Here is a 23,351-nt window from a genome sequence, read left to right as displayed (position 1 = left end):
GAATGAGGGCCGTGCCAGCGCCGAAAGATCGCGAACACTCTGTTATCTCAACACCATCGGTCGAAACTCTCGCCCCGCTTGGAATCGCCGGATCTTTCGGCGCGACCTCATGAAATATCCGGGCTAAGTGCGCCGAGCAGGGGCGCACTTTCTTGCGATCACTCCTGCAAGGGCAATGAACTTGTAGGTGGGCCTGAGGCCCACCATCGTGGCGCCAACGGTGGGCCACCGGCCCACCCTACATCTACTGAACTTCAAGCCGCCGGATCACTACAGACTGACCTTCTTCCGGTTGTCATCCGATACCCGATCGATCAGCTTGTTATAGGGATCGATGCCGGCGTCGTAGGGCTGTTCGTCGACGACGATCTCCAATGTGGTTTGCTCGCTGTCGATCCGGTGCTTTTGCAGGTACAGCACCTTTTCATCTTGCTCCTTGCCACTGTCCGGCCGGGCGAACACACCGATCTCGATCTCATTGCCAAGTGCCAGGGGGGATTCTTTGCCCTTGCCGTCAGCTTCGAACTTGGCTGACTTCAGTTCCAGACTGACCACGTACTTGCCGTCGTCGCGCTTCTTGGCCTCGGCCTTCACCACCCGGTTGTCGTAGAACACGATCTTCTCGAACAGCTCTTCGATCAGCGGGTGGAACTTGGCATCGGTACCCTCGCGCAGATAGCGCAGAAACTCGCGCGAATTGGTGTATGGCGCCGACTGGAACTGGTTGTCCTGCAGGTAGCGCCGCAGCACAGCATTCAAGGCCTGCTCGCCCACCGCTTCTTTCAGCGCATAAAACACCATCGAGCCCTTGCGGTAGTGGATGTACTGCTGGTTCTCGACCAGGGCCAAAGGCAGCTCTTCCACCAACTCCCCGGCCCGGTCGCGCAGGTAACGATCCAGCTCGTACTTGAGGAATCGACGCATCTGCTGCTTGCCGTACTCCTTCTCCATCACCATCAAGGCCGAATACTGCGACAGCGACTCGATCAGCATGGTCGAGCCTTGCTGGTTCGCACCGACCACCTGGTGACCCCACCATTGATGAGCAATTTCGTGGGCGGTGACGTAGAACACGTAGTCGATGTCCTCCTTGTCACGCAGATCGGCGATAAAGCCTATGCCTTCAGAGAATGGCACCGTATTGGCGAAACTCTGAGCGAAGTTTGCGTAACGCGGGAACTCCAGTATGCGCAGCTGGCGGAACTGAAACGGAGTGAATTCACGCGTGAAGTAGTCAAAGCTCTTCTTGCTGGCTTCGATCATCCGATCGACATTCCAGTGATGCGCCGGGTGGTAGTACACCTCGAGAGCCACATCATTCCATTTGTCCTTCTTCACCGCCCAGTCGGCCGACAGCCAGGCGGCAAAGTTCACCATCGGTACGTCCATCTTGTAGTGGAAGTAGCGTCGACCATTCTCTTCCCACTCACGCTGCAGATAGCCCGGCGCCAGGGCAATCTGATCAGGATCGGTCGACACCGTGGTCTCGAACGCGATCCAGTCGGCATTGTTGCCCAGCACCATCTGCTGCCGTGCTGACTCGTCATCGATCTTCGGCATGCGCTCAGGCTCGCCCAGGCCACGCTTGCGGCGAGCACTGCGATCAGTGAGCTGGCGCTGCGCGTTGTAGCCAAAGGAGGGCAAGGCGCCGCTGTTGAAGAAGCTACCGTTGTGCACGACCTGGGTCGGCCCCGCGTCGTTGCCAAAGCCTTGCGGCTCAAACACCAGATCAAAGACGAACAAGCGCTTATCGCCCGGTTGCAGCGGCTGCGCCAATCGGTACTGTGTCAGGCCCTGAGTCTCATCGCGCAGCACCGGCTGCTCGGCCGGATCCAGCAGGTTCTGCTCGCCGATGGCCAGCGCATCGACACGCTGGCCGCCGGCGATTTCCACATGCAGCAGATCGATCGGCTGATCGCTGTCATTTTCCAGCTGATACTCGCCCACGATGCGCACCCGGCGCGGTTTCGGCTCGATATCGACCTGAGTGGTGATGGCGCGGATCTTCGGCTGAACCAGCGACTTGTACTGCGCATACTGCTTTTCATAGTCGGCCAGGCGATCTTCAGCCACATCATCGGGCACATAGGCATTGATCCCGGTCTGCTTCGCCAACACCATGGTGTTGTAGTAGGCAAAACTACCAATGGCCAGGAAAGCAAGCACCGATGCGGTCAGGCCGAATGCAACGGCCGGGCGCAAACGGCGCCGCGCCTCACGCAGGCGCTCTGTCAGGCTGGCACGATTGCCGCGCACCCAGAGCAACAGCCCGGCGAAGAACAGGATGGCCACAAGAGCGCCCCAGTAGGCGCGAAACCACAGGTGGCCAACCAGGAAGTGTCCAAAGCCGTTCATATCCGAGTACGGCAGTGGTGGCGCGCCCATTGGGCGATACAGGTTGTTGCTGTAGTCGAGCAGGTTCAGGGCGGTGCGGCCGGCGATATACAGCAGGGTCAGCAGATAGCCGATCGCCTTGTTATTGCTGAGCACATGCAGGAACAGCGCCAGAATGCCAGTGAGAATGAACGACAGGGTGTCGATCCCCATCCGCTGCAGATACAGGGTCAGCTCGAACTCGTAGTAACCACGCGCAATCTGATTACCAATACCAACCAGGATGCCGACGGAGTAGAACAGGTAGACCACCACGGTCAAGGCCACCGCCTTGGCTGCCAACGGTACCCAGTCGGAGTTGGCGAACGCGTCGGTGACTTCGGCGATTCGCTGCTGGCGCTCGCGAAACACCAGCTCACCAGCATAGAAGCCGACGATGATCAGCATGAACAGACCAAATGAGCCGAGGATGAGATCGGTCATGCGCCCGGTGGTCGGGTAGATCGTGGTGCCGAACAGCTGATCACCAAACACCAAGTTGATGATCAGGAAGAACAGGCCAATCAGCAGCATGGCCAGCAGCGGCACCCCCTTCAGCACGCCCTTGGTGTCGAACCAGGCCTGATGCAGAAACTGCTGCCATTGCGCGGCGAAATCACTGCGCAGGGTCACCCGCGGAATCACCACCGAAGCGGCGGCGGCTGACGCAGGTGCGGCGCCTGTACCGGCGCGCTTGCGTCGCCAGGTCAGCCCCTCGCGATCGGTGCGGAACCAGCGTGCGGTCGCCGCCAACAGTAGCAGACTGATGCCGATCCAGATCAGACGATTGGCGATCAGTACGCCGCCGAGCTCGGGCAATTGCGTGTTGCGTTGCTCGGCGGACCAATAGCGCACCACATCATCGATTGCCTGCTGACCAAACGGATCGAGCATGGCGGCGATCCAGCGCGTATCGAGATCGGCCGTCAGGGTGCCGCCAGCGATGCTGAGCGCAAAGAAGGCGATTACCCCGACATAGGTCATCAAGGTCGAGCGCGTCAGCACCGCCACCGTGAACAGCAAGGCCGAGATGAACAGCAGGTTCGGCAGCACCAATACGCCGAAGGCCCAGGCGTAGGCAGCGATCGGCGTCGGCCCCAGCCGCTCGACATCCACCCAGGGCATGCCGGTGCCGACAAACAGACCAAAGGCCACTGCCAGCATGATGCCGACGGTGCTGCTGTAGCCACCCAGGAAACGGCCAAGCAGATAGTCACGCCGTTTCACCGGCGAGGAAAAGAACAGCTCGGCGCTGCGGGTGTCGAAGTCGCGCAGCGCGGCACCCGCGACAAAGATCACCACCAGCAACATGCCGAATACAGAGAACACATTCAGCTGATTGATCACCACCACCGGCGCATTGCGCAGCACGTTGCCGATCGCGCCGCCGGCTTCCACGGCGTCGGAAGAACTGGCGCCGAAGGCAAGCAGACCGAACACCACGGCCACAATCCAGAACACTGGGTTGCCGAACTGCTGCCGCAGCTCGAAGGCAAAGATATGTTTAAGCATTGAGTTTCCCCGAAGTATGGGCGTGCATCAGGCGCGACGCGCCTCAGGCAGCTGCGCGCAGCTGGCCGAAATACACATCTTCGAGATCCGGCGGAATCGCTTCGAAACCAGCACCGGGATTGGCGTCCGAGAGCACGTGCACCACCGTCTGCCCGCCGACCAGACGAGTCGACAGCAGGGTCATGGTCTTGCCCATGTCCGCCAGCTCAGCCTTCGCCACGGTGCGCTTCCAGACCTTGCCTTCCAGCGAACGAATCGACTCGCGGGGCTCGCCGTGCAGACGCACTTCGCCCTTGCAGATGATCGCCATGCGCGGACACAGGTCGGTGACGTCTTCGACGATGTGGGTCGACAGAATGACCACCACGCTCTCGCCGATCTCAGCCAGCAGGTTGAGGAAGCGGTTGCGCTCTTCCGGATCGAGGCCGGCGGTGGGTTCGTCGACGATGATCAGCTTGGGCTGACCGATCAGCGCCTGGGCAATGCCAAAACGCTGACGCATGCCGCCTGAGAAGCCGCCCAGCTTCTGATTGCGCACCTCCCACAGATTCACCTGCTTGAGCAGTGCCTCGACCAGATCGCGCCGCTCGCCGGTGGCCAGCACGCCTTTCAGCACGGCGAAATGCTCCAGCATGTCGCGCGCACTCTCCTTTGGGTAGACGCCAAAATCCTGCGGCAGATAACCGAGCTGCTTGCGCGCTTCGTGCTTGTTGTTCAGCACATCCAGGCCATCGAGGGTGATGCTGCCGCTGTCTGGATCCTGCAGCGTTGCAATCGTGCGCATCAAGGTTGACTTGCCGGCACCGTTGGGCCCGAGCAGGCCAAACATGCCGGTGGGGATATCCAGATTGATCTGGTGCAGGGCCTTTACGCCGTTGGCGTAGGTTTTGGAGAGTTCACGGATGTGCAGCATGATCGGTCTCGGGTCTGACTAGCCGCGCACCATACTCCTAGTCGCGGCCACCGGCATAGGCCTTAAGGGCTAGTCACACTTTGCCATTCCATGCGTCGCCGCGCCGACTGCCTGCAGGGCAGATGCGCCGGATTCGCGCCGCAGCGGATCAGTGATCAGCCTGTTGCTCGTTTTCCGCTTGCTGGCGCAGCCGATCGAGATCGGCTTGCATGCCCTGCGCGTGGTGCAGAAACTCGGCGATGGTCTGGTTTTCCACCACACGTGAACTGGCTGGGGCGAGTTGGCCCAGGTAGCGCGGTGGAGCGATGCGTTCGGGCTGCTGCCACCAGTCATCGATACCCTGCACCAGCACAGCGGCAGCGGCCAGGCTGACAACGGCGGCGGCCTTGATCTTCAGATGTGCCGGGCTGACCGCGCGCAGATGGCGCCAGCAGACCCAGGCGAACAGCGCCCAGTAGCCAATAAAGGCGATGCGGTGCAGCAGCTCGAAATCGAATGAATAGGCCAACTGGTTGACCAGCAGTAGCAGCACACCGGCAATCGCACTGCCCAGAGCAGCGATCGACAGATGACGCGCGAATCGCAGCTCATGGGTAAACAAGCGGGTGGCGAGGCTCCAGCCAAAGCTCCAGCCCAGGGTCAGGATCAGCGCCATCAGGCTGCCCACGGCCAGAGCCTGATACGGCGGATACGGCGGCTCTCCAGTGACCTTCAGCCAGTCGCCCAGCGCGCCCAGGGCCACCGCCAGCAGCAGCAGGCCGAATGCCGACCAGGCGCTGACCCGACGCAAATCCATTGCCCGCTCCGGCCCCACCACCGGTGCACCGTCGTGAATGCGCAGCCGGGTGTGCCCGATCTGCACTTCCAGGCTGCCACGCACTTCCTGCGCCCCCTGCAAGCGGCGACCGCGGGCATCGCTCAGCCCGTTGCGGCTACCGGCATCCTCCAGCCATAGCCGCCCCTGCTCATCGCGCTTAACGTGCAGATGCAGCGGAGCTACATAGGCGTCGTCGAGTTGCAGATCGACATCGTAGCCGCGACCGATGCGCAGTTGATCATGTTGGCCGACCGTATGGCGTTGTCGCTCGGCCACCTCACCGCCGCGAGCGAAGCGCTCGATGATGACCAAGCGATTGCCCACACTTTGCTCGGTATTCATGGCTGCTCGGCCCAGCGGATGCCGTGCAGAAAGCGCTGCGCCGCAGCCATCGCATTGGGATAGCTGACTCCGCGCATACTCAGTTTGGCCACCAGGGCCTGATGGTTCTGATCCTGGGTGACGGCGGCCACTTCGACTTCGTACAGCTGCTCGAACTCCTTGTAGGCCTGGGCGCAGATCAGCGCCCGCAGCGGTGGCTGCCCGGGCTGTTCGCCGCGCACGAAACTGTCGTGACACTGGGTTGCAGTGAGCCGCTCGCCATCGTAGTAGCGCTGATTACCGGGCGAGTAGATGCGGCTCAGGAACTGTGCGAACTGCCAGTCATTCAGCTCGCTGGTGCGGGCATAGGCGTAGCTGGTTTCGACCAGACCGGTGTCCAGATCGCCGGCCACAAACACGCCATTCTGCATGGTGCAGCGATTGCTCTGAACACGCACTTTCGGCTTCGGTCGCTCGTCACTATTGGTGCTGGCCCAGCAGCTGAACCAGGGCAACTCGCTTTCTTCAACCCGGTAGTCGCCAAACTGCACCGAACGTGGCGATTGATCGGCCAGCAGTTGCTGATAGAGACGCTCCTGCCAGGCCAGCAACTGATTCGAAATCTCGGCCCGCACTTGCGGCAGGGACAATTCAGCCTTGCCCTGAGCCTCGGTCAGCAATTTCTCGGCGTAGCGGGCCGGCACCAGAAAGCTGACCAGCTCACCCGACAACAGCTTGGCTACGTTGATACCGGCCACCCGGCCCGACTCAGTCAGCGCCGGGCCACCGCTCATGCCTGGGTTGATCGCGCCAGAGAAGTGCACGCGTTCGACATAACTCTTCTCGACCAGGCCGTTGTGCACACCTTCCACGATGGTGAAGCCAAGATCGAGCGGGTTGCCGATCGAGTACAGGCGCTCGCCCTTGGCCACTTCACCGCGCAAGGCCGCTGGATCGAACTCCAGATACCGCGGAGCAGCGTCCTCAACAGCGAGTTTCACCACGGCAAGATCGGCCGCAATATCGATCGCCAGCAGGCTGAGCTCACCCTGCTCGCCGTTGGCGTTCAGATACTCGAGCAGATAGCTCTGCGGCTCCAGGGCGAATTGCGACACCACGTGATAGTTGGTAATCGCCAGGCCATCGGCACTGACCAGAAAGCCCGACCCGATGCTGCTTTGCCGCCCGCCTTCGCGCACCAGGGTACGGATCTGCACCAGGGCCGGCTTGGCCGCGGCAAATACCCGTTCGGCACCCGACCCGGCCGACACCGTCGGCAAGATCTGAGCCATCGCGCATGGCGTCAACAGCCCAAGCAGCACCCCGAGCACAGCACCAGAGCGGCGCCATGCCCCGGCCATCAGGCGAAACTGGGTGCTCAGGATGGCAGACGCCGAATCTTGGCGCCCAGCACACCCAGCTTCTCTTCGATACATTCGTAGCCACGATCGATGTGGTAGATGCGATCGACCTGGGTCTCGCCTTCAGCCACCAGGCCGGCCAGCACCAGACTGGCAGAGGCGCGCAGATCGGTCGCCATGACCGGCGCCGCCGTCATCCGCGGCACACCGCGAATGATTGCTGACTTGCCTTCGACGCGAATATCGGCGCCCAGCCGCTTCAACTCCTGCACATGCATGAAGCGGTTCTCGAACACCGTCTCGGTGATCACGCCGACGCCCTCGGCAACGGCATTGAGGGCGGTGAACTGGGCCTGCATATCGGTCGGAAACGCCGGGTAAGGCGCGGTGGTGATGTTCACCGCCTTCGGCCGATTGCCGCGCATGTCGACCTCAATGAAGTCATCGCCACTGTTGATGTGGGCACCTGCCTCTTCGAGCTTGACCAGCACCGCATCGAGGGTGGAGGGCCGCGCGCGCTTGGCCAGGACGCGACCACCGGTCATCGCCCCGGCCACCAGGAAGGTGCCCGTCTCGATCCGATCGGGCAGCACGTCATAGCGACCGCCGTTGAGGCGCTCAACGCCCTCAATCACCAGCGTATTGCTGCCGGCGCCTTCAATCTTGGCACCCATCGCATTGAGGCAGTTGGCCAGATCGACCACCTCGGGCTCCTGCGCGGCGTTTTCAATCACAGTGGTGCCGTGCGCCAGAGCCGCGGCCATCATGATGTTCTCGGTGCCGGTAACGGTCACCAGATCCATCACGATGCGGGTGCCCTTCAATCGCTTGGCCTTGGCGTGGATGTAACCGTTTTCCACCGAGATATCAGCGCCAAGCGCCTGCAGACCGCGAATATGCTGATCGACCGGACGCGAACCGATGGCGCAACCGCCGGGCAGGCTGACCACAGCCTCGCCGAAACGCGCCACCATCGGCCCCAGCACCAGGATCGACGCACGCATGGTCTTGACCAGGTCGTACGGCGCGTAATGCCGGTTGGCCGGTCGTGAATCGGCATGAATGCGCATCTTGTCATCGACAATCAGCTCCACCCCCATTTGTCCGAGCAATTCCATGGTGGTGGTGACATCGTGCAAATGCGGCACGTTGCCGATTTCCATCGGTCCGTCGGCCAGCAGGCTGGCGGCGAGAATCGGCAGCACCGCGTTCTTGGCGCCTGAGATCCATACCTCGCCGTTCAACGGCTCGCCGCCGGTAATCACGATGCTGGCCATCAGCGTGCTCCTGCCTCGTCGGGCGTTTGGGTCTTCAATGACAGCGCATGGATCTCGCCACCCATCTTGTCGCCAAGGGTGGCGTAGACCATGCGGTGCCGTGCCAGGGGCAACTTGCCGGCGAAGCCGGTGAAGATCACCCGCGCTTCGAAATGCACGCCGTCGTCGCCCGCGACTTCAGCCACTGCGCCGGGCAGACCGGCCTCGATCATCTGACGAATAGTTTCTGGATTCATGAAGGTCAAGAGTACCTGACCCGGCCCCGCACGCTGCACTCGGCGTCGGGACAGGGTCGGCTGGGATAGAATGAGGGGCGAATGATAGTCGATTGCGGGCTGCTGCAACGTGAGTCCCGCTCATCCCCTGGTTTTATGGCGTAGTCCCCTGCATGAATGCCCAGCTGTCTCCGGTCGCCCCGCCCAAGCCCAGCACCCCCGTGACTGATGAAGCGCTCAGCCGCAGCGGTCAGCGTGTGCTGGATGTCGAAGTCGAAGGTCTGCGCGCAATGCGCCAGCGAATCGGCCCGGAGTTCGCCGCGGCCTCGCGACTGATCCTGGATTGCCGCGGCCGGGTGGTCGCCATCGGCATGGGCAAATCCGGCCATATCGCGCGCAAGGTCGCCGCCACCATGGCCTCGACCGGCACCCCGGCGTTCTACGTGCACCCAGGCGAAGCCAGCCATGGCGATCTTGGCATGATCACCGATGCCGACGTGGTTCTGGCATTGTCCAATTCCGGCGAAACCGAAGAGCTGCTCACCCTGATGCCGACCCTGCGCCGGCAGGGCAATCGACTGATCGCCATGACCGGCCGCCCCTACTCCACGCTGGCCCGGCATGCCGACGTGCATCTGGATGTCAGCGTACCCGAGGAAGCCTGTCCGCTGGGGCTGGCACCGACCTCCAGCACCACCGCCGCCCTGGTCATGGGCGATGCGCTGGCCGTCGCCCTGCTCGAGGCGCGCGGCTTCACTGCCGAAGACTTTGCCCGGTCACACCCGGCCGGCAGCCTGGGCCGCCGTCTGCTGCTGCACATCAACGACATCATGCACAGTGGCGATGCCGTACCCAAGGTGAGCGCCGAGGCCAGCCTGAGCGACGCTCTGGTAGAAATGAGCCGGCAACGGCTGGGCATGACGGCCGTGGTCGACCAGGACAATCGACTGCTGGGCATTTTCACCGACGGCGATCTGCGCCGGGCACTGGACAACCGTCAGCTCGACATGCGCCATTGCAGCGTGACCGAAGCGATGACTCGCAACCCCAAGACCATCGGCGCCGACCGTCTGGCGGTGGAAGCGGCGCAGCTGATGGAATCGCACCAGATCAACGCACTGATCGTGGTCGATGCCGAGCAGCGTGTGGTCGGGGCACTGAATATTCACGACCTGCTGCGCGCCCGCGTTGTCTGAGCCGGCGAGAGCGCATGCACGACCTGCACCGACACCAGCCACCAAAGCTAAACGACGCGTTAAGGGAGAAGGCTCAGCGAATTCGCCTGATCGGCCTTGACATTGACGGCACCTTGACCAATGGCCAGCTGTTCATCGACGACGAAGGTGAAAGCCACAAGGCCTTTCACGTCAAGGATGGTCTGGGCATCAAACTGCTGATGCAGGCCGACATCGAAGTGGTCTGGATTACCGCCAGGCGCAGCAAGATTGCCGCAGCCCGGGCCGGCGAGCTCGGCGTGAAAGGCCTGATCCAAGGCTGTCGCGAGAAGCGCGATGCACTGGCCGAACTGGCTGATCAACGCGGCCTTGGCGCCGAACAGGTCGGCTTCATGGGCGATGATCTACCCGACCTGCCGGCCTTGGCCTGGGCCGGTTTCGCCGCGGGCCCCGCCGACGCCCACTGGGCCCTGAACTCGGCATTGGACTGGCGCTCGCAGTTCGACGGCGGATATGGAGCGGTGCGCGAATGGGCCGACCTGCTGCTGCTCGCGCAAGGCCGCTGGCAGGACGCAACGCGGGCCTTCCAGCAATGACCGACAGGCGTCATCCCTGGCTCATCGCGGTATTGTCGCTGGCGGTGATCATCACCGGCTGGTGGGCCTGGAGTCTGCATCAGCGCGAGCTGCCGCCCCCTCTGGTCGGCCCGCCGCGCTCGGACTACCAGATCGAACAGTTCGAATTGCTGGTGTTCGATGAGCAAGGCAAGGAGAGCTTCTCGATGCGCGGCCCGCGATTGGCCCGCCACCCCTCGCTCGGCACCCTGGACATCGAAGACCCGCGCATGCGGGCCCCCGACGGCGAAGGCAAGGTCTGGACCGGTCGCGCCGAGCGTGCCTGGGTCAGCCGCGACGGCGACCGCCTGCGCCTGCTGGAGAAGGTCGAACTGCGCGGACCGACCACCGCCGAGCGCGTGCCGATCCGCCTGCGCAGCGAGCAGCTCGACTTTCTACCCAAGGCCGACCAGATCGAGAGCGACGATTGGGTCACCATTACCGCGCCCGGCTCTATACTCCGCGGCAAAGGGCTGAAGGCCGAACTGGCCAGCCGCCGTATCGAACTGCTATCCGAGGTAACTGCACGTTATGAACCGATTGCTCGCTAGTGCGCTCTGTCTGCTGCTTCCGCTGCCCGCCATGGCGCTGAAGAGCGACCGCGAGAAGGAAATGAGTCTGGACGCCGGACACGGCGATATCGTGCTGAGCGACAACGGCCGTGCCCTGCTCAGCGAGGGCGTGAAAATCGAACAAGGCTCACTGCGGATCGAATCGCGCGACGCCGAAATCATCAGCCAGGCCGGCGAGATCAAGCAGGCCATTCTCACCGGCAGCCCGGCCACGGTACGACAGGATCTGGACACCGGCGGCCAGATGCAGGCGCGGGCCAACAGGATCGACTACGACCTGGCCAGCAATGTGCTGCTGCTGACGGGCAGCGTGGTCATCACCCAGCCGGAGGGCGAGCTTCGCGGTGAACGTGTGCGTTATGAGATCGACACCGGCCAGATGGAAGGCGGGGCGCCCGGCAGCCGAATCCAGATGACGATCAAGCCGAAGCAGAAGGCGCCGACCAACTAATGCTGGTTGCCCGCGGTCTGCGCAAGCGCTACCGGCAGCGCGAAGTCGTCAAGGATTTTGGCCTTTCCCTGGATGCCGGCGAAGTGGTCGGCCTGCTGGGGCCAAACGGCGCCGGCAAGACGACCTGCTTCTACATGATCGTCGGCCTGGTGGCCGCCGACGACGGGGAAATCCTGCTCGACGGCACCGACCTGCTGCCTTTGCCGATGCATCGAAGGGCCAAGCTCGGCGTCGGCTATCTGCCGCAGGAGGCTTCGATCTTTCGCAAGCTCAGCGTGGCGCAGAACATCATGGCCATTCTGGAGCTGCGCGAAGACCTCAACCGGCGCAGCCGGGAAACCGAACTGGCCGACCTGCTCGATGAGTTGCAGGTCGCCCATGTGGCCGACCAACTGGGTGCCAGCCTGTCCGGCGGCGAGCGGCGGCGAGTGGAAATCGCCCGCGCCTTGGCCATGAAGCCGCGCCTGATGCTGCTTGACGAGCCCTTCGCTGGCGTTGATCCAATCTCGGTGGGCGAGATCCAGAAAATCGTGCGCCATCTGAAAGCGCGCGGTATCGGCGTACTGATCACCGATCACAATGTCCGTGAAACCCTCGGCATCTGCGATCGGGCCTATATTCTCAATGACGGTCGGGTGCTGGCCCAGGGGGCCCCTGCCGCGGTGCTGGAAAACAGCGAGGTGCGTCGGGTATACCTGGGTGAAACGTTCCGCATGTAGGTCAAAGGCTCGGAATCGGAATCTGTCTTGAAACCCACTCTGCAACTTCGGCTTGGCCAAAGTCTGACGCTGACGCCGCAATTGCGTCAGGCTATCAGGTTGCTGCAGCTGTCCAGCATGGAACTGGAGCTGGAGATCAATCAGGCCCTGGAAAGCAACCCTCTGCTCGAACGCCCTGAAGACAGCGACTACGAGGCGGAGGCTGAGCGCAACGACGATAGTCAGAACGAACCTGAGCCGGTCGAGCACAGCGAATCGGAGGAATTCGAAGCCAGCGAGACGCAGTACGAGGATCTGGCCCCGGACTGGGAGCTGTCGCCCGGCGGCAGTGGTTCGGGCAGCGGCGAAGATGGCGAGCGGCCCGAACTGGGTTCGCCGGAAACCGAAACGCTGCACGACCATTTGCTCTGGCAACTGAATCTCACCCCGATGAACGAACGTGACCGGCAGATCGCGGTCACCCTGATCGACGCCATCGATGACGACGGTTATCTGCGCGCCGAACTGGCCGAATTGATTGAAGCGATCTCGCCTGCGTTCAAGGCGAATGAAGCCGAGATCGAAACCGTTCGCCACCGTTTACAGCACTTTGACCCCATCGGAGTGGCCTCGCGAACGCTAGCTGAATGCCTGCAGGTGCAACTGAATGCCCTGCCGACCGATACCGATGGCCGGGCATTGGCGCTGCGCCTGGCGCATGAGGCTCTGGAGACCCTGGCCAAGCTGGGCCCGGAACGATTGGCCGAGTCCTGGAAGGTCGAATCGCAAGCCATGTCAGTGGCAGTCGATCTGCTGCGCTCGCTCGACCCGAGACCGGGCGCCCAGGTGGCGCCAACTTCGGTTGAGTACGTGGTCCCCGACGCCTTTGCCTTTCGCCACCAAGGCCGCTGGGAAGTGCGATTGGGGCCCGGTTCGACGCCACGCCTGGGCATCAACCGTCACTACCAAGGTCTGATTGCGTCGGCATCGAGACAGGATGCCAACTACATGCGTGGCCAGTTGCAGGAAGCCAAATGGTTGATTCGCAGCCTGGAGACCCGCGCCGACACCTTGCTCAAGGTGGCCGGCTGCATCGTGCGCCATCAGGCCGGATTTCTTGATCGTGGGCCGGAAGCCATGAGGCCGCTGGTATTGCGTGAAGTCGCCGAGGAGGTGGGTCTGCATGAGTCCACCGTGTCTCGCGTGACCACTCGAAAGTACCTGCACACCCCGCGCGGCACCTTTGAATTCAAGCACTTCTTCTCTTCCGGCGTGCCGACCAGCGACGGCGGCGCCGCCTCGAGCACGGCGATCCAGGCGATGATCCGCCGGCTGGTCGACGCCGAAGATCCGAGGTCACCCTTGTCAGATGCGAAATTGACCACAGAATTGAAGGCAATGGGTGTCACTGTCGCCCGCCGAACCGTGGCAAAATACCGCGAAGCGATGAATATTCCCGCCTCCAACGAGCGTCAGCGGATAGGTTGAAGTGAAGTCCCGAATCCGTGCGTCTCTCAGCTCTCGGCGCCCTGCCGACTCTCCGGACACTGATTCCTGCAGGCTGCGTGCCGCCGCGCCTGTCAGTTGTTCCTGCGGCGTGTCATGAAGACCAAGGAGGTCCCCATGCGGATCGAGATCAGCGGTCACCAGATCGACGTTACCCCGGCCTTGCGCGACTACGTGCAGAACAAGCTGTCCAAGCTTGAGCGGCACGCCGACAAGTTGCTCGACGGTCACGTCATTCTCTCGGTCGACAAGCTCGAACAGAAGGCTGAAGGCACTATCAATCTGGCCGGCCGCACCTTGCATGCCGACTCTGTGGCGGAAGATATGTACGCTGCAATTGATCTGCTTGCCGACAAGCTCGATCGCCAAGTGCTGAAGTACAAGGAAAAACTTCACGACCACCACCGCGGCGAATCAGCCGCCCGCAATGCCAGTTTTGGCTGATTCTCTCTCACGCTCATGCATCTGATCGACCTGCTGACCCCCGGCCGCGTACAGGCCGGGGCCAGCGTAACCAGCAAGAAGCGACTGCTTGAACTGCTGGCTACGCTGCTTGGCGAAGGCCAAGGCAATGCCACCGAACGAGCCATCTTCGACAGCCTTTGCGCGCGTGAGAAGCTCGGCTCCACCGCACTTGGTGGTGGCGTGGCGATTCCCCACGGCCGTAGCGCTGAGCTGAGCTCGGCGGTGGGCGCCTTCGTGCGGCTCAGCGAGCCGCTCGATTTCGGTGCGCCGGATGGTCAGCCGGTCGATCTGCTGTTTGCTCTTGGCGTACCTGAGCATTTCACCAATCAACATCTGCTGCTGCTCTCCCAGCTGGCCGAGATGTTCAACGATGGCGAATTCACCCAGCAGTTGCGCGAGGTGGAAGAGTCAAGCAAGTTGTTCGCCCTGCTCAGCGACTGGCAGGCGCACCACGCCGCGGCCTGACCGAAGCCAACCCGGAGCGGGCCGCTGATGCACACTGATCGCTGCGCGCCATCCGATTCACCGTCCACAACACCACTCTTGCACTGAGAGCGACGACCCATGACTGAGGCATTGCAGATCAGGGTCAGCTCCAAGCAGCTGTTCGAACAGCTGCAGGAGCGCTTGCAGCTGCGCTGGATCGCCGGCCAGCGCGGCGAAAGCCGCAGCATTGAGCCCGGAGACAGCTCGGCCCGACGTCCGTCGCTAGCTGGCTATCTCAACACCATCTACCCGAACAAGGTGCAGATCATTGGCACCGAAGAACTGCAGTACCTCGACGGACTGGAGCCCAGGTTGCGCTGGGAGGTGCTGGCGAAGATCTGCCATGCCAAGCCGACCGCGCTGATCGTGGCTCACGACCAGAGTTGCCCACCCGACCTGCGTGATGCCGCCAACGAAACCGATACCCCACTTTGGGTTTCACCACGACGCAGCCACGAGCTGCAGACCTACCTGCAGTATCACCTCGCCCGGAATCTGGCGCGTCGCACCACCCTGCATGGCGTGTTCATGGAGGTCTATTCGATCGGCGTGTTGTTGACCGGAGACAGTGGCGCCGGCAAGAGCGAGTTGGCACTGGAACTGGTCACCCGCGGCCATCGCCTGGTGGCCGACGATGCCCCGGAGTTCACCCAGATTGCACCGGACGTGATCGACGGGACCTGCCCTGAGCTGCTGCAGGACCTGCTGGAAGTGCGCGGCCTTGGCATTCTCAATGTCAAGGAAATGTTCGGCGACACCGCGGTCAAGCGAAACAAGTATCTGCGCCTGATCGTGCACCTGGAGCAGCAAGAGCCGCAAACCAATCCCAAGCCGATCGATCGACTCTACGGCGACCAGGGCTCGCGTCGGGTGCTGGAACTGGATGTTCCGAAGATCACCCTACCGGTGGCCGCCGGGCGCAATCTGGCGGTGCTGGTCGAGGCCGCCGTCCGCTCGCATATCCTGAAGGGCAAGGGCATCGATGCCGCGCAAACCTTTATCGATCGTCAGGCGCACCAGATGCGCCGGCATAGTCCCTGGTGAAACGGAGCATTCGATTCTGGCGGGGTTTGCGGTAGAGTGACTCGGCGGTCGAGCGAAGCATCATGTCTGGCCGGTGCGTCCAAGACGCACCCTATCCGTGGACATGGGGTGCGCCTTGGACGCACCGATATCGATCTCACACACGGTCGTGCCCACCATGAGCAAAACGCATAGTTCCACTGCTCACGACGACACTCCCAAACTCGGCGGCGCCCCACTGATCATCGTCTCCGGGCTTTCCGGCTCGGGCAAGAGCATCGCGCTGCGCACCCTGGAAGATCTCGGCTGCTACTGCGTCGACAATCTGCCCTCCGACTTGTTGCCGGAGTTCGTCGCCAGCGTGTTGGGCGGCAGCAATCCGCCGAGCCGATTGGCCGTCGGCATCGACGTGCGCAACCGTGCCGAGGATCTCAGCCATCTGCCGCACGCTCTGTCCGAAGTCGGCAAGATGGGCCTGCAGCACCAGCTGATCTTTCTCGACTGTCGCGACGAAGTACTGCTCAAGCGCTATGCCGACACCCGCCGTCGGCACCCGCTCGGCCGTGAAGGCACCCGGCTCGCTGAAGCGATCGCGCTGGAGCGCCGCCTGCTCAAGCCGCTGGCCGCCATCGCCGACAAGGTGATCGACAGCAGCGATCTCAATGTCCATCAGCTGCGGCGCCTGATCATCACCGAGCTGGAGCTCAGCCTGCAGCAGGGACTGTCGATCCTGATCGAGTCGTTTGCCTTTCGGCGCGGGGTTCCCACCGATGCCGACTTCGTCTTCGACGGCCGCTGCCTGCCCAACCCGCACTGGAACCCGACCTTGCGCCCCTTGAGTGGCAGAGATGCAGCGGTGCGCGATTTCTTCGCCAGCGAAACCACCGTCGAAGCCTATTTTCAGCAAGTGGCGGACTTCATTGAAAACTGGCTGCCGCGGTTCGAAAGTGAAACCCGCAGTTACATCACCATTGCCTTTGGCTGCAGCGGTGGCCGGCACCGTTCGGTGTATCTGGCCGAGCGGCTGGCCGAACGGCTGCGCACCAACGGCCGCGATCACACCCTGACTTTTCACCGCGAGATCGAGTGATCGCCCTCAGGTGAACATCACCTGCCAGAGCTGGGCCAGGCAGGCCAGCACGAAACCGCTCAAGAAGAATACGTAGGCCCAGCGCAGATACGGGTACTTGTGCTGGGCCAGGTACTGGCCCAGCCCATAGACATCCATCAACACGGTTTCGTAGGCCTTGCCGGGCATCATGCGTTCGGCCATCTCGCGGATATAGCGCTCCGGTGGCAGCGCGGTGAAATGGCCAAAAAACATCATGTTGAAGCCGGGCGGAATCGGCCCATCGAGCCGCTTGACGCCGCGAAACTTCGGCAGCACGGCCATAATGGCCATCAGCAGTGCGAGCATGGTGAAAATGGTCAGCACGATCAGCGCAATCCGGTACTCGGAGTCGTGCAGGCGCCCGAGCGCAATGGTCAGCACAATCGAAGAAATGGTAATAATCATGCTGGCCTTGGTATCGGCCATGGTAGAAAGTTGAACGTGATGTTGTTGAAACAGGCGCAACAGGTGATCCGAGCTGCTCCGCTCAGGAATGGCGGCAGCCGGCGACACGTCGTCCGCATCTTGCGGCGCAGATGAAGGCGTAGTGCTCATGACTCCCCCGGCGAACATAGGGTCAATGGACAGACTAGCAAGCTTCCGAATCAAGATGGGATGGCGCCTCGTGCAACGCGCTGCCTTGGTCTGGGCAGTGCTGTTCGCCACCGGCTGCACGCATCTGTATTTCCTGGCGCTGAATGGCAGAGCCGATGCGCAGGAGGTGAGCACGGTGCAACCGATCGAGGGCCTGCCCTTGGGCATGGACATCTACCGGCCAGCGTCGACCGACACGCCAGCACCGGTGCTGGTGTTCTTCTACGGCGGCCGCTGGCAGGATGGCAACCGTGAGGACTATGCCTTCGTTGGTCGACGCCTGGCCGCACGCGGTCTGCTGGTCATGGTGCCGGACTACCGACTGTATCCAGAGGTGCGTTTTCCCGCCTTTGTCGAGGACGCCGCAGCGATCGCGGCCTGGGCCAAGGCCAATGCCGCCCGATTTGGCGGCGACCCCAATCAGATCCATCTGGCCGGACATTCCGCTGGCGCCCATATGGTGGCCCTGGTCGGCACCGATGCCCGCTACCTGGCCGCGCACGATCTCAAGCCATCCGACCTCGCCGGGGTGATTGGATTGGCCGGACCGTATGATTTCCTGCCGCTGACCGATGACGATCTGATCGACATCTTCGGCGACGAGCCGCAGGCCCAACAGGCCTCACAGCCGGTCAACTTCGCCGACGGTGACGAGCCGCCCTTCCTGCTGCTGCACGGCGGCAGCGACCTATTGGTCTGGCCACTCAATAGCGAACATCTGAAAGCCAAGCTGGAAGCGGCCGGCAGCCCGGTGCGCTACATCGAGTACCCGGGCGTCGGTCATATCCGAATCCTCGCTTCGCTGCGTTACCCGGGACTGGCCCCGACCCAGCAGGACATCCTGCAGTTCATCCGCCAACGGGATTCACTGGCGGTCGAACAAACGGCTGGGCCGCAGCAAGCCAGGGTGCTCAGCGCGCGCCACAGCGCTCCACGCGATGCGCCCCGCCGCGATTGAGGAATTGACCGGTCGATTGCGCCGCACACTCATCGACATCGACCAGACCGTGCCCGGTGATCGGCAGCCGCAGCCACTGAACATGGGGGTACGACTCAAGGGCCGCCACGCCTGGTTGAACCGGTGTGCGCGGGTCGAACTCGGCCGCCAGGGCCAGTACCGGAATATCGAATTGCGCTGCCGTCAGCGGTCTTGGCGACACACCGAGCTGCTCACACAACACAAAACTTCGCTTTGGGCTGCGGAGCGCACTGGCCCAACTCGGCTGCCGCGCCAGGGCAGCCGCTTCGACAGCCGGGTCCAGCGGCGGATTATCGCGACATTCAACCGCGTGCAGGGTGAGCATGTCGAAGTCGGGGTCCATGCTCACCCACAGCCACTCTTCGATCACCTCGCGCCAGGGCTCGAGATTACCCTCGGCGGAACCGCTCAGCATGTCGTGCAGATCGGCCAGATCCCAGGCGGCATACATGGCGTGTTCGACCAAGGTGATCATCACCGCATCATCGATCCTCAGGGTCACCGGTTTCTGCAGCCACGCCGCATTTACCGTGAATCGCTGCGGATGATCGCCGAGTCGCCTCAGTACGCGATCGAGCAGCTCCCGCAACTGCATCGATCCAGCGCAACGCTGCTGCTCGATGCAGTGCCGACCGGCAGCGTCGATGACCGCGGCAAAATGGTCGGCAAACGGGGCCACCAGATCGAGTCCCGGCGGGTACAGTGAATCCAACACCACAGCGTCCACCGAGACAGCCGCATCGGCCAGGGCGGTCATGGCGAGCCGGGTGCCGTAGGAAACGCCATAGACACTGATCTGCTGATAGCCCAGATCGCGTTTCAGGCTGGCGATCAGCTCACGCAGGTCACGGGCATTGGTGGCGGTCGAATACAGGCCCGCGGCCCGATCCGCGCTCGGAATCTGCTCGGCGCAGCCCTTGATCACCCGCTCGTATTCGGCCCACAGAGCATCACGATCGGCATCGGAATCCAGCTGATCCCATCCCAGCGACTCAAGTTCGGGGCACTCCAGCGGCGGCTGGCTGTATCCCGTGCCGCGCTGGTCGTAGAGCACCAGATCGTGGTCCAGCCCGAGCCGATGCGACCAGTCGGTCCAGCCGACAATTCCTTCGCTACTTAACCAACTACTCCCTCCTGGCCCACCCATCACGTAGACCGTGGCGCGCGAGGTGGGACGGCGAAAGCGTTGCTGATGCAGGATCACTACCGGCAGCGCAGCGCGTTGTCCCAGACTGTCGCGCGTGCTCGGATACAGCCAGCCGCAACTGCTGCGGGCAAAGCTGAGCCGGTCGATCCAGCTTTCCTCGAACCAGCAGTCGGCCCCCAGCCAGTCGACATCGAGCAGCGGATCGAACGAGCCAGAGGCCGGCACAGCAGGGGGTGGCGGCGGTCCTGAACCTGGGGTTCGCCACGCCCCGCCCCAGAGCAAAAGGACCAGAACCGCGGCGATCACCACGCCGGCTGCATTGCGCTTCCCCATCACGGCGCTCCGATCGCTTAGAGCTTCGATGCCGGCGGCACCCGCGGCGCCCGCGGCAAGCGTCCGGAAAGCAGCAACTGCACGGCAATACCGGCGTCACCGATATCGACTTTCTGGCCACTCAGGGCGGTGGCGTAGACAAACGACTCGCCCAATCGGGTCAGCAAGTAGGCCAGGGTGTCGATTGCCAAGGGCGGCGTCCATCCACGCCTGACTTCGGATTCCAATAGCTCGCGAAAGGTGGCGATGATTCGGCCCTGCACCGGGCTGGCACGCGAGGTCAACACACGTAGTGCCAGCTCGCCATCCTCTGCCACGAAGCGGCGAAAGCGCTCGAATCGCGAGATATCGCGCACCACCCGCTCACAGACCTCGGCGATCCGCGGCACGCCCTCGCCGCGCGATTCGGCCTTGGCCATCTGAATGGTCGGCTCGAACAGCGACCACAGCACTTCCGCGAGCAGCGCATCGCGGCTGCCGACCCAGCGAAAAAGCGTGGCCCGGGATACGCCGAGTTCGGTCGCCAGTTGGCCGATATCGAGCCGGTCGCCCTGCAGCCATTTCGATCGAGCGAGGCTGAGTGCGTCCTGCATGGTGGCTTTCGAGCGTCCACGTTTGGCTGCCGGGCTGACCGCCGCCGCTGCCTTGAGGTCTTTGGATGTTCTGGAACTTGGACTCATGTGCGAAGTGTAAAGCCAGTCAGGGCACTTGACTCCTGGTGAGTCATTTTGAATAAATGACGCATTACCGCATGGGAGTCTACCGTGAGCGATAGCCCGCTGCTCGATCGCCGCCACCTCGACCTGCTGCTCAACGAGATGCTTGATATCGAGGCCCTATTGGCCCTGCCGCGCTATGCCGGACAGGACCGCGAGACCCTGAACCAGACCATCGAGGCCGCCCATCAGCTGGCGCTGGATCAATACTTGCCGCACAACCGCAAGTCCGACTTGCAGGAACCGCAGATGGTCAACGGCAAAGTCGAGCTGATCCCGGAGATCGCTGCGGCCGTCGCGGCATTCAATGATGCCGGCTTCATTGGCATGTACGCCGACACCGACGACGGTGGACTGCAGATGCCCTTTCTCGCCACGTCGATCTGCGACGCCATTTTCGCTGCGGCCAACCCGGGCACGGTGGCCTACCCGTTGCTTGCCCGCGCCGCCGCCAATCTGCTCAAGGCGCATGCCAATGCCGATCAGCAGGCGCGTTACATGCGACCGATCATTGAAGGTCGCTTCTTCGGCACGATGTGTCTGTCGGAGCCGCAGGCCGGCTCTTCCCTCGGCGATATCAAGACCCTGGCCGAACCTATCGGCGATGGTCGCTACAAGATTCGTGGTGCCAAGATGTGGATCTCGGCTGGCGATCACGAACTGGGCGAAAACATCGTTCACCTCGTGCTGGCCAAGATCGTCGGGGCGCCACCTGGGGTCAAGGGCATCAGCCTGTTCATCGTGCCACGCTTTCGGCTCGATGACGAAGGTCGACCGGCCGAACGCAATGACGTAGTTCTGGCCGGACTTAACCACAAGATGGGTCAGCGTGGTAGCGTCAATACCTTCCTCAAGTTCGGCGAGAACGACGACTGCACCGGCGAACTGGTGGGCGAGCCGCATCAGGGCCTGGCCTACATGTTCCACATGATGAATGAAGAGCGCATCGGCGTTGGCATGGGCGCGGTGATGCAAGGCTATGTCGGCTACCGCTACTCGCTGCAGTACGCGCGCGAACGCCAACAGGGCCGCCATGCCGACCAGCGCGATCCCTCGGCAGCACCGGTGGCCATCATTGAGCATGCTGACATACGCCGCATGCTGCTGGCACAGCGCGCCGCCGTGGAAGGTTCGTTCGCGCTCGGCCTGTACGCGGCCTGGCTGGTTGATCGTACTGAACATGCCGGTCCATCCGAAGGTCGCGATGAAGAGGCCGAGCTGCTGGATCTGCTGACACCGGTGATCAAGGCCTGGTGTTCGGATCATTGCCTGCGTGCCAACGAGCTCGCCATCCAGATCCTGGGCGGCTACGGCTACACCCGCGAATATCCGGTCGAGCAGTGCTATCGCGACAACCGGATCAACCCGATCCACGAAGGCAGCAATGGCATCCAGGCCCTCGACCTGCTCGGCCGCAAAGCCGGACAGGCCAATGGCCGCGGCCTGCGTGCCCTACTGACTCGCATCGAGCAGTGCTGCGCCACGGCCAGCGAGTTCGACGACCTCAGGGCCCATGCCGAGGCTCTGAAGCGCTACGCAGCGGCACTCGGTCGCACGTCGGCAACCTTGCTGCAGGCAATGGCTGCCGGCCAGATACGCAGCACCTTGGCCAACGCCCACCACTATCTGCAGGCAGTCGGCGATCTTTGCATCGGCTGGATGTGGCTGTGGCAGGCCCTAGCCTTGAAACGCAGCCCTCGGCAACAGGAGCCCGGCTTTGTCGCCGGCAAACTCGGCACGCTGCGCTATTTCTTCCAGGTGGAACTACCCCGCATCGAGCATGCACTGGCTCTACTCGCCAGTGCCGATGACAGCGCACTCAGCATGCCTGTCGACGGCTTCTGATTACCGGAGATCATGCATGACCAATGCTGCGCTGACCGTCGAACGCCATGGCCATCTGCTGCTGATCGGTTTCAATCGCGCCGACAAGCGCAATGCTTTCGGCCTCGACAGCTACCGCGAACTGGCGCTGGCCTACGGCGAGCTGGATCGCGACCCCGAGTTGCGGTGCGGCGTGCTGTTTGGCCACGGGCCGCATTTTACTGCCGGGCTGGATCTGACCGCCTGGGCGCCCGAACTGGCCAAGGGTCGAATGCCTGATCTGCCCGAACAGGCGATCGAGCCGTTCGGTCTCGACGAACAGCGACGCCTGTCGAAGCCGATGGTGGTGGCGGCCAGCGGCGTGTCCTACACCGTAGCGGTCGAATTGATGTTGGCCGCCGATGTGCGAGTGGCGGCCAGTGACTGTCGCTTCGGCCAGTTGGAAGTGCGACGCGGCTTCTTCGCCTGTGGCGGTGCCACGGTTCGGCTGTCTCAGGAAATCGGCTGGGGCAATGCCATGGACGTACTGCTGAGCGGGCGTGAATTCAGTGCCGAGGAAGCCCATCGCTGGGGATTGGTGCAGCGTGTTTGCCCACCCGGCGAGCACTTGCCGCTGGCGATCGAAATCGCCAGCGGCATCGCGGCGGCAGCGCCGCTGGGGGTGCAGGCCAGTTTGCGCCTGGCACGGCTGGCGCGTCGCGATGGCCCGGAAGCCGGCATTGCCGCCCTGTTTCCGGCCCTCGATAAGGTCATGCGCAGTGAAGATGCCAGCGAGGCTGTGCGGGCGTTCGAACAGCGTCGTCAGGCCGTGTTTCGCGGCCGCTGAGGCCTGCGCTGCCTTTCCCTCAGTGCAGCCGAAGACGTCCTG

At 62.8% G+C, this 23,351-nt stretch carries 22 protein-coding genes; 13 read left to right on the top strand and 9 right to left on the bottom strand.

Going from position 1 to position 23,351, the window contains the following annotated elements; genetic code table 11:
- Nucleotides 1–270 precede the first annotated feature (270 nt).
- From IFO71_RS15655 to IFO71_RS15630, 6 genes are all read right to left on the bottom strand, one after another.
- Nucleotides 271–3,885, bottom strand: coding sequence for an ABC transporter permease/M1 family aminopeptidase (locus tag IFO71_RS15655; protein ID WP_192030597.1), 3,615 nt, complete (start codon nucleotides 3,883–3,885; stop codon nucleotides 271–273).
- Between the two features lie 43 nt (nucleotides 3,886–3,928).
- Entirely contained in the window at nucleotides 3,929–4,798 is an 870-nt protein-coding gene (locus IFO71_RS15650) for an ABC transporter ATP-binding protein (protein ID WP_192030596.1), read from the bottom strand.
- A 148-nt stretch (nucleotides 4,799–4,946) separates the two neighbouring features.
- Nucleotides 4,947–5,957 carry an FHA domain-containing protein gene (locus IFO71_RS15645; protein WP_192030595.1) on the bottom strand — a complete coding sequence of 337 codons (1,011 nt, stop codon included), beginning with the start codon at nucleotides 5,955–5,957 and terminating at the stop codon, nucleotides 4,947–4,949.
- On the bottom strand, nucleotides 5,954–7,228 hold the full coding sequence (locus tag IFO71_RS15640; RefSeq protein WP_192030594.1) for a S1 family peptidase: 1,275 nt from the start codon (nucleotides 7,226–7,228) through the stop codon (nucleotides 5,954–5,956). The genes IFO71_RS15645 and IFO71_RS15640 overlap by 4 nt, the downstream gene beginning before the upstream one ends.
- Nucleotides 7,229–7,314: 86 nt before the next feature.
- A complete protein-coding gene (gene murA / locus IFO71_RS15635; protein ID WP_192030593.1) occupies nucleotides 7,315–8,574 on the bottom strand; it encodes a UDP-N-acetylglucosamine 1-carboxyvinyltransferase in 1,260 nt (419 codons plus the stop codon).
- Nucleotides 8,574–8,810 (bottom strand): BolA family protein, encoded by a 237-nt coding sequence (locus IFO71_RS15630; protein ID WP_192030592.1) that lies wholly within the window; start codon nucleotides 8,808–8,810, stop codon nucleotides 8,574–8,576. The genes murA and IFO71_RS15630 overlap by 1 nt, the downstream gene beginning before the upstream one ends.
- Before the next feature lie 152 nt (nucleotides 8,811–8,962).
- Between IFO71_RS15630 and IFO71_RS15625 the strand changes: the two genes are divergently transcribed.
- The 10 genes from IFO71_RS15625 (at nucleotide 8,963) to rapZ (ending at nucleotide 16,869) form a co-directional block, all read left to right on the top strand.
- The gene (locus IFO71_RS15625; protein ID WP_192030591.1) at nucleotides 8,963–9,985 is read left to right on the top strand and encodes a KpsF/GutQ family sugar-phosphate isomerase; all 1,023 of its coding nucleotides are present in this window, start codon (nucleotides 8,963–8,965) and stop codon (nucleotides 9,983–9,985) included.
- A 14-nt stretch (nucleotides 9,986–9,999) separates the two neighbouring features.
- A complete protein-coding gene (locus IFO71_RS15620; RefSeq protein ID WP_192030590.1) occupies nucleotides 10,000–10,560 on the top strand; it encodes a KdsC family phosphatase in 561 nt (186 codons plus the stop codon).
- Entirely contained in the window at nucleotides 10,557–11,129 is a 573-nt protein-coding gene (gene lptC / locus IFO71_RS15615; protein WP_192030589.1) for an LPS export ABC transporter periplasmic protein LptC, read from the top strand. The genes IFO71_RS15620 and lptC overlap by 4 nt, the downstream gene beginning before the upstream one ends.
- The gene (gene lptA / locus IFO71_RS15610) at nucleotides 11,110–11,601 is read left to right on the top strand and encodes a lipopolysaccharide transport periplasmic protein LptA (protein ID WP_192030588.1); all 492 of its coding nucleotides are present in this window, start codon (nucleotides 11,110–11,112) and stop codon (nucleotides 11,599–11,601) included. Before lptC ends, lptA begins: the two co-directional genes overlap by 20 nt.
- Nucleotides 11,601–12,320, top strand: coding sequence for an LPS export ABC transporter ATP-binding protein (gene lptB, locus IFO71_RS15605; protein WP_192030587.1), 720 nt, complete (start codon nucleotides 11,601–11,603; stop codon nucleotides 12,318–12,320). Before lptA ends, lptB begins: the two co-directional genes overlap by 1 nt.
- A gap of 27 nt (nucleotides 12,321–12,347) precedes the next feature.
- Nucleotides 12,348–13,787 (top strand): RNA polymerase factor sigma-54, encoded by a 1,440-nt coding sequence (locus IFO71_RS15600; RefSeq protein WP_192030586.1) that lies wholly within the window; start codon nucleotides 12,348–12,350, stop codon nucleotides 13,785–13,787.
- A gap of 135 nt (nucleotides 13,788–13,922) precedes the next feature.
- Nucleotides 13,923–14,249 (top strand): ribosome hibernation-promoting factor, HPF/YfiA family, encoded by a 327-nt coding sequence (gene hpf / locus IFO71_RS15595; protein ID WP_192030585.1) that lies wholly within the window; start codon nucleotides 13,923–13,925, stop codon nucleotides 14,247–14,249.
- Nucleotides 14,250–14,264: 15 nt separating this feature from the next.
- A complete protein-coding gene (locus tag IFO71_RS15590; RefSeq protein WP_192030584.1) occupies nucleotides 14,265–14,735 on the top strand; it encodes a PTS sugar transporter subunit IIA in 471 nt (156 codons plus the stop codon).
- A 111-nt stretch (nucleotides 14,736–14,846) separates the two neighbouring features.
- Nucleotides 14,847–15,800 carry an HPr(Ser) kinase/phosphatase gene (gene hprK, locus IFO71_RS15585; RefSeq protein WP_192030599.1) on the top strand — a complete coding sequence of 318 codons (954 nt, stop codon included), beginning with the start codon at nucleotides 14,847–14,849 and terminating at the stop codon, nucleotides 15,798–15,800.
- A 157-nt stretch (nucleotides 15,801–15,957) separates the two neighbouring features.
- Nucleotides 15,958–16,869: an RNase adapter RapZ gene (gene rapZ, locus IFO71_RS15580; RefSeq protein ID WP_192030583.1), complete on the top strand. Its 912-nt coding sequence runs from the start codon at nucleotides 15,958–15,960 to the stop codon at nucleotides 16,867–16,869.
- A 6-nt stretch (nucleotides 16,870–16,875) separates the two neighbouring features.
- Here the strand turns inward: rapZ and IFO71_RS15575 are convergent, their stop codons facing one another.
- Nucleotides 16,876–17,499: a Pycsar system effector family protein gene (locus IFO71_RS15575; RefSeq protein ID WP_192030582.1), complete on the bottom strand. Its 624-nt coding sequence runs from the start codon at nucleotides 17,497–17,499 to the stop codon at nucleotides 16,876–16,878.
- A gap of 1 nt (nucleotide 17,500) precedes the next feature.
- Here IFO71_RS15575 and IFO71_RS15570 point away from each other — a divergent pair, with 1 nt between their 5' ends.
- The gene (locus IFO71_RS15570) at nucleotides 17,501–18,442 is read left to right on the top strand and encodes an alpha/beta hydrolase (protein ID WP_192030581.1); all 942 of its coding nucleotides are present in this window, start codon (nucleotides 17,501–17,503) and stop codon (nucleotides 18,440–18,442) included.
- On the opposite strand, the gene IFO71_RS15565 is transcribed toward IFO71_RS15570, so the two are convergent.
- The gene (locus IFO71_RS15565; RefSeq protein WP_192030580.1) at nucleotides 18,396–19,943 is read right to left on the bottom strand and encodes an alpha/beta fold hydrolase; all 1,548 of its coding nucleotides are present in this window, start codon (nucleotides 19,941–19,943) and stop codon (nucleotides 18,396–18,398) included. The genes IFO71_RS15570 and IFO71_RS15565 overlap by 47 nt on opposite strands.
- Nucleotides 19,944–19,960: 17 nt before the next feature.
- The gene (locus IFO71_RS15560) at nucleotides 19,961–20,623 is read right to left on the bottom strand and encodes a QsdR family transcriptional regulator (protein WP_192030579.1); all 663 of its coding nucleotides are present in this window, start codon (nucleotides 20,621–20,623) and stop codon (nucleotides 19,961–19,963) included.
- A gap of 84 nt (nucleotides 20,624–20,707) precedes the next feature.
- Between IFO71_RS15560 and IFO71_RS15555 the strand changes: the two genes are divergently transcribed.
- Together IFO71_RS15555 and IFO71_RS15550 are read left to right on the top strand one after the other, a co-directional pair.
- Complete coding sequence (locus IFO71_RS15555; RefSeq protein WP_332309386.1) at nucleotides 20,708–22,504, top strand: acyl-CoA dehydrogenase family protein; 1,797 nt, start codon at nucleotides 20,708–20,710, stop codon at nucleotides 22,502–22,504.
- Nucleotides 22,505–22,520: 16 nt separating this feature from the next.
- Nucleotides 22,521–23,309: a crotonase/enoyl-CoA hydratase family protein gene (locus tag IFO71_RS15550; RefSeq protein ID WP_192030578.1), complete on the top strand. Its 789-nt coding sequence runs from the start codon at nucleotides 22,521–22,523 to the stop codon at nucleotides 23,307–23,309.
- Nucleotides 23,310–23,351 lie beyond the last annotated feature (42 nt).

This window comes from Pseudomarimonas arenosa (assembly GCF_014841215.1).
GTDB lineage: Bacteria > Pseudomonadota > Gammaproteobacteria > Xanthomonadales > Xanthomonadaceae > Pseudomarimonas > Pseudomarimonas arenosa.
Note: the sequence above shows the minus strand (reverse complement) of the source record. Positions and strands in the feature narration are given on the sequence as shown.

Bases quoted from the DNA above. Each gene is read 5' to 3' on its own strand.
- IFO71_RS15655 (WP_192030597.1), bottom strand. From the start codon at position 3,885: ATGCTTAAACATATCTTTGCCTTCGAGCTGCGGCAGCAGTTCGGCAAC.
- IFO71_RS15650 (WP_192030596.1), bottom strand. From the start codon at position 4,798: ATGCTGCACATCCGTGAACTCTCCAAAACCTACGCCAACGGCGTAAAG.
- IFO71_RS15645 (WP_192030595.1), bottom strand. From the start codon at position 5,957: ATGAATACCGAGCAAAGTGTGGGCAATCGCTTGGTCATCATCGAGCGC.
- IFO71_RS15640 (WP_192030594.1), bottom strand. From the start codon at position 7,228: ATGGCTCAGATCTTGCCGACGGTGTCGGCCGGGTCGGGTGCCGAACGG.
- murA (WP_192030593.1), bottom strand. From the start codon at position 8,574: ATGGCCAGCATCGTGATTACCGGCGGCGAGCCGTTGAACGGCGAGGTA.
- IFO71_RS15630 (WP_192030592.1), bottom strand. From the start codon at position 8,810: ATGAATCCAGAAACTATTCGTCAGATGATCGAGGCCGGTCTGCCCGGC.
- IFO71_RS15625 (WP_192030591.1), top strand. From the start codon at position 8,963: ATGAATGCCCAGCTGTCTCCGGTCGCCCCGCCCAAGCCCAGCACCCCC.
- IFO71_RS15620 (WP_192030590.1), top strand. From the start codon at position 10,000: ATGCACGACCTGCACCGACACCAGCCACCAAAGCTAAACGACGCGTTA.
- lptC (WP_192030589.1), top strand. From the start codon at position 10,557: ATGACCGACAGGCGTCATCCCTGGCTCATCGCGGTATTGTCGCTGGCG.
- lptA (WP_192030588.1), top strand. From the start codon at position 11,110: ATGAACCGATTGCTCGCTAGTGCGCTCTGTCTGCTGCTTCCGCTGCCC.
- lptB (WP_192030587.1), top strand. From the start codon at position 11,601: ATGCTGGTTGCCCGCGGTCTGCGCAAGCGCTACCGGCAGCGCGAAGTC.
- hpf (WP_192030585.1), top strand. From the start codon at position 13,923: ATGCGGATCGAGATCAGCGGTCACCAGATCGACGTTACCCCGGCCTTG.
- IFO71_RS15590 (WP_192030584.1), top strand. From the start codon at position 14,265: ATGCATCTGATCGACCTGCTGACCCCCGGCCGCGTACAGGCCGGGGCC.
- rapZ (WP_192030583.1), top strand. From the start codon at position 15,958: ATGAGCAAAACGCATAGTTCCACTGCTCACGACGACACTCCCAAACTC.
- IFO71_RS15570 (WP_192030581.1), top strand. From the start codon at position 17,501: ATGGGATGGCGCCTCGTGCAACGCGCTGCCTTGGTCTGGGCAGTGCTG.
- IFO71_RS15565 (WP_192030580.1), bottom strand. From the start codon at position 19,943: ATGGGGAAGCGCAATGCAGCCGGCGTGGTGATCGCCGCGGTTCTGGTC.
- IFO71_RS15560 (WP_192030579.1), bottom strand. From the start codon at position 20,623: ATGAGTCCAAGTTCCAGAACATCCAAAGACCTCAAGGCAGCGGCGGCG.
- IFO71_RS15550 (WP_192030578.1), top strand. From the start codon at position 22,521: ATGACCAATGCTGCGCTGACCGTCGAACGCCATGGCCATCTGCTGCTG.